Raw genomic sequence first — 4,253 nt, 5'->3', positions numbered from 1 at the left:
GCCCGTCGGCGCCGCCGCCGCGACGGCCGTCGCGGCGCTCGCCCTGGCCGCGGCCGGACTCTCCGACGGATGGTCAGCACTGCGTCTCCCGCTGGCCGTTGCGCTCGGCACGGGCTGTGCCCGGCTGCTGCTCGGCCGGTGCGTGCGCAGGTTCGGCGGGATCACCGGGGACGTGCTCGGCGCGACGGCCGAAACCGCCGCGACCGCTTCGCTGTTCGCCCTGGCACTGCTCGGCTGACACCGGGCGGCGCGTGATCCCAGCATGCGGACTACCATGCGTGAAGCACCGCAGCCCTGCACCGTCGCAGGTCCTGCCCGCCCGGCACGAACCGAGGAGCCGGGGCCTCTGGCGTGCGCGGCCGTCCGGCGGACGCGCGCGCCAGGGGGCCCGGACCCCGGGGGCCCGCCGGGCGGACGGCCTGCGACCGCGGGCTGCGCCGGTGCGGCAGCCTCGCCGTGGCCGGCCGGACCCCGAAAGAACAGGACGCATTACGTGACTGCATTGTCTGTGAGCACCTCCTCCGCCGCCTCGCTGCGTGCGGACGCCCTGGTGGTCGGTGTCGCGAAGGGCCCGAAGGGCATCGTGCTGGCCCCCGGTTCCGAGGCCGCGAACGAGGCGTTCGAGGGCAAGCTGACCGAGGTCCTCGACACCCTGGGCGCGACCGGCGCCGAGGGCGAGGCCGTCAAGGTCCCCTCCCCCGCCGGTCTGAAGGCCGCGCTCGTGCTCGCGGTCGGCCTGGGCGAGGCCGCCGAGGACGGCTACGAGCTGGAGGCGCTGCGCCGCGCCGCCGGTGTCGCCGCCCGCACCCTGGCCGGCGCCAAGAAGGCCGCGCTGGCCCTGCCGGCCGAGTCCGCGGCCGAGATCGAGGCGGTCGCGCTCGGCGGCCTGCTCGGCTCGTACGCCTTCGGCACGTACAAGGCCGACGGCAACGGCAAGGAGCCGGTCGGCGAGCTGGTCCTGCTGGCCGCCCGCAAGGGCAGCAAGGACGCCAAGGCCGCCGTGGAGCGCGCCGCCGCGATCGGCGAGGAGATGAACCGGGCCCGCGACCTGGTCAACACCGCGCCGAACGACCTGAACCCGAAGAGCTTCGCCGCGATCGCCCAGGCGGCCGGCAAGGAGCACGGCCTCAAGGTCGAGGTGCTGGACGAGAAGGCGCTGACCAAGGGCGGCTTCGGCGGCCTGCTGGGCGTCGGCGGCGGCTCCGCGAACCCGCCCCGCCTGGTGAAGGTGGCCTACACCCACCCGAAGGCCAAGGCCACCCTGGCGTTCATCGGCAAGGGCATCACCTACGACTCGGGCGGCATCTCGCTGAAGCCGGCCGGCCACAACGAGACCATGAAGTGCGACATGGCCGGCGCCGCCGCCGTGTTCGCCGCCGTGGTGGCCGCCAAGCGCCTGGGCCTGGCCGTCAACGTGACCGCCTGGCTGGCGCTGGCCGAGAACATGCCGTCCGGCTCCGCCACCCGCCCGGGCGACGTGCTGAAGATGTACGGCGGCAAGACCGTCGAGGTCCTGAACACGGACGCCGAGGGCCGCCTGGTGCTGGCCGACGCGATCGTGCGGGCCGGCGAGGAGAACCCGGACGTCATCGTCGACGTGGCCACCCTGACCGGCGCCATGGTGCTGGCCCTGGGCAACCGCACCTTCGGCGTGATGGCCAACAACGACGAGCTGCGCGAGGAGCTGCACGTCCTGGCCGGCGAGGCGGGCGAGCAGTCCTGGCCGATGCCGCTGCCGGCCGAGCTGCGCAAGGGCTTCACCGAGTCGACCATCGCCGACCTGGCCAACATGGGCGAGCGGATGGGCGGCGGCCTGGTGGCCGGCCTGTTCCTGAAGGAGTTCGTGGCCGAGGGCACCGACTGGGCGCACCTGGACATCGCCGGCCCGGCGTTCCACGAGGCCGCGCCGTACGGCTACACCCCGAAGGGCGGCACCGCGAGCGCGGTGCGCACCCTGGTCCGCTTCGCCGAGCAGAGGGCGAACGGCAAGGCCTGATCCGGCATTCCGATCACGGTGGTCCCGGCCGGGACCCGCTGCCGACGATCGGGGGCCCGTTGCGACGGGGCCCGGCGCGCGTGCGCCGGGCCCCGTCGGCGTTCCGGCCGGGTTACCTGCGGGTAGCCCGGGGCGGCGCGGCGCACCCCTGTTCGCTGCGGGCGAAACTTTGTTCCACAGTGCGGAAGAAGCGACGGCGGGCAGGGCGGAAGACGCCCGTCCGGCGGCTGTTCACACGCCGCTGAGCTGCGATGATGCCCTTCCGTCGGGGGTATTCCCGCCCGGGTGACCGCTCTGCGGGACACCCCTGCGCCGGGCCCGGACATCAGCCACCGCGAACAAGTGCGAAGATGTATTTCCGGCACGACTGGGCGCCCCACAAAGGCTTCCGACCCACCGGACCGCGACCGGCCCGGCGACCCACCCCATGCATGGAGGACGTGACGTGGCGAACGACGCCAGCACCGTTTTCGACGTAGTCATTCTCGGAGGCGGAAGCGGCGGTTACGCCGCGGCGCTCCGCGCCGCTCAGCTGGGCCTGAGCGTCGCCCTGGTCGAGAAGGGTGAGCTGGGCGGCACCTGCCTGCACCGCGGCTGCATCCCGACCAAGGCTCTGCTGCACGCCGCGGAGATCGCGGACGAGACGAAGGAGGCCGCCGAGTTCGGCGTCCTGGCCACCTTCCAGGGCATCGACATCAACGGCGTCCACAAGTACAAGGACGACGTCATCGCCGGCCTGTACAAGGGCCTCCAGGGCCTGGTGGCCTCCCGCAAGGTCACCTTCATCCAGGGCGAGGGCAAGCTCTCCTCGCAGACCTCGGTGGATGTCAACGGCCAGCGCGTCGAAGGCCGCCACATCGTCCTGGCCACCGGCTCCGTGCCGCGCTCGATCCCGGGCCTGGAGATCGACGGCAACCGCGTGATCTCCTCGGACCACGCCCTCAAGCTCGACCGCATCCCGAAGTCGGCCGTCATCCTCGGCGGCGGCGTGATCGGCGTCGAGTTCGCCTCGGTCTGGAAGTCCTTCGGCGTCGAGGTCACCATCGTCGAGGCGCTGCCGCACCTCGTCCCGCTGGAGGACGAGAACTCCTCCAAGCTGCTGGAGCGCGCGTTCCGCAAGCGCGGCATCAAGTTCGAGCTGAAGGCCCGCTTCTCGGGCGTCGAGTACACCGAGACCGGTGTCCGCGTCTCCACCGAGAACGGCAAGCAGATCGACGCCGACCTGCTGCTCGTCGCCATCGGCCGCGGCCCCGTCTCGGCCGGCCTCGGCTACGAGGAGAACGGCGTCGCGATGGACCGCGGCTACGTCCTCGTCGACGAGTACATGCGCACCAACGTGCCCACCATCTCCGCCGTCGGTGACCTCGCCCCGACCCTGCAGCTGGCCCACGTCGGCTTCGCCGAGGGCATCCTCGTCGCCGAGCGCCTGGCCGGCCTCAAGCCGATGCCGATCGACTACGACGGCGTTCCGCGGGTGACCTACTCCAACCCCGAGGTGGCCTCCGTCGGCATCTCCGAGGCCAAGGCCGTCGAGCTGTACGGCAAGGAGAAGGTCGTCACCCTCAAGTACAACCTGGCCGGCAACGGCAAGAGCAAGATCCTGAAGACCGCCGGCGAGATCAAGCTCGTCCAGGTCAAGGACGGCGCCGTGGTCGGCGTCCACATGGTCGGCGCCCGCATGGGCGAGCAGGTCGGCGAAGCCCAGCTGATCTACAACTGGGAGGCCCTGCCGGCCGAGGTCGCGCAGCTCATCCACGCGCACCCGACCCAGTCCGAGGCCCTGGGCGAGGCGCACCTGGCGCTGGCCGGCAAGCCGCTGCACGCGCACGACTGATCACGCCCCACCCCCCTTTCCCGGTACTTCCCGTACGCAAGTACTTCCCGTACGCAAGACTTGATAGGAGTCGCTGAAACCATGGCGGTCTCAGTAACACTGCCCGCGCTGGGCGAGAGCGTTTCCGAGGGCACCGTCACCCGCTGGCTGAAGGCCGAGGGTGAGCGTGTCGAGGTCGACGAGCCGCTGCTCGAGGTGTCGACCGACAAGGTCGACACCGAGATCCCGGCCCCGGCCTCCGGCATCCTGGCCTCCATCAAGGTCGCCGAGGACGAGACCGTCGAGGTGGGCGCCGAGCTGGCGGTCATCGACGACGGCTCGGGCGCCCCGGCCGCCGCTCCGGCCCCGGCCGCCGAGGCCGCTCCGGTCGCCGCCCCGGCCCCGGTCGCCCGGACGAGCGGACGGCCCTGCGCGACCTGCTCC

General features: G+C 72.3%; 4 protein-coding genes. All 4 read left to right on the top strand.

The annotated features are described in order from the left end of the window. Nucleotides 1-238: adenosylcobinamide-GDP ribazoletransferase (locus AB0E96_RS38855; protein ID WP_359831212.1), on the top strand; the 238-nt coding region annotated here is incomplete at its 5' end. 255 nt (nt 239-493) lie between these two features. Next, the gene (locus AB0E96_RS38850) at nt 494-1,996 is read left to right on the top strand and encodes a leucyl aminopeptidase (RefSeq protein WP_359831210.1); all 1,503 of its coding nucleotides are present in this window, start codon (nt 494-496) and stop codon (nt 1,994-1,996) included. A 427-nt stretch (nt 1,997-2,423) separates the two neighbouring features. Beyond that, nucleotides 2,424-3,830 (top strand): dihydrolipoyl dehydrogenase, encoded by a 1,407-nt coding sequence (gene lpdA, locus AB0E96_RS38845; RefSeq protein WP_359831209.1) that lies wholly within the window; start codon nt 2,424-2,426, stop codon nt 3,828-3,830. Between the two features lie 81 nt (nt 3,831-3,911). After that, the coding region (locus tag AB0E96_RS38840) for a biotin/lipoyl-containing protein (RefSeq protein ID WP_359831207.1) at nt 3,912-4,253 on the top strand (342 nt) is incomplete at its 3' end.

It is taken from the genome of Kitasatospora sp. NPDC036755 (assembly GCF_040636595.1).
GTDB lineage: Bacteria > Actinomycetota > Actinomycetes > Streptomycetales > Streptomycetaceae > Kitasatospora.
This window is presented reverse-complemented; position numbering and strand designations above follow the sequence as displayed.

Bases quoted from the DNA above. Each gene is read 5' to 3' on its own strand.
- lpdA (WP_359831209.1), top strand. From the start codon at position 2,424: ATGCATGGAGGACGTGACGTGGCGAACGACGCCAGCACCGTTTTCGAC.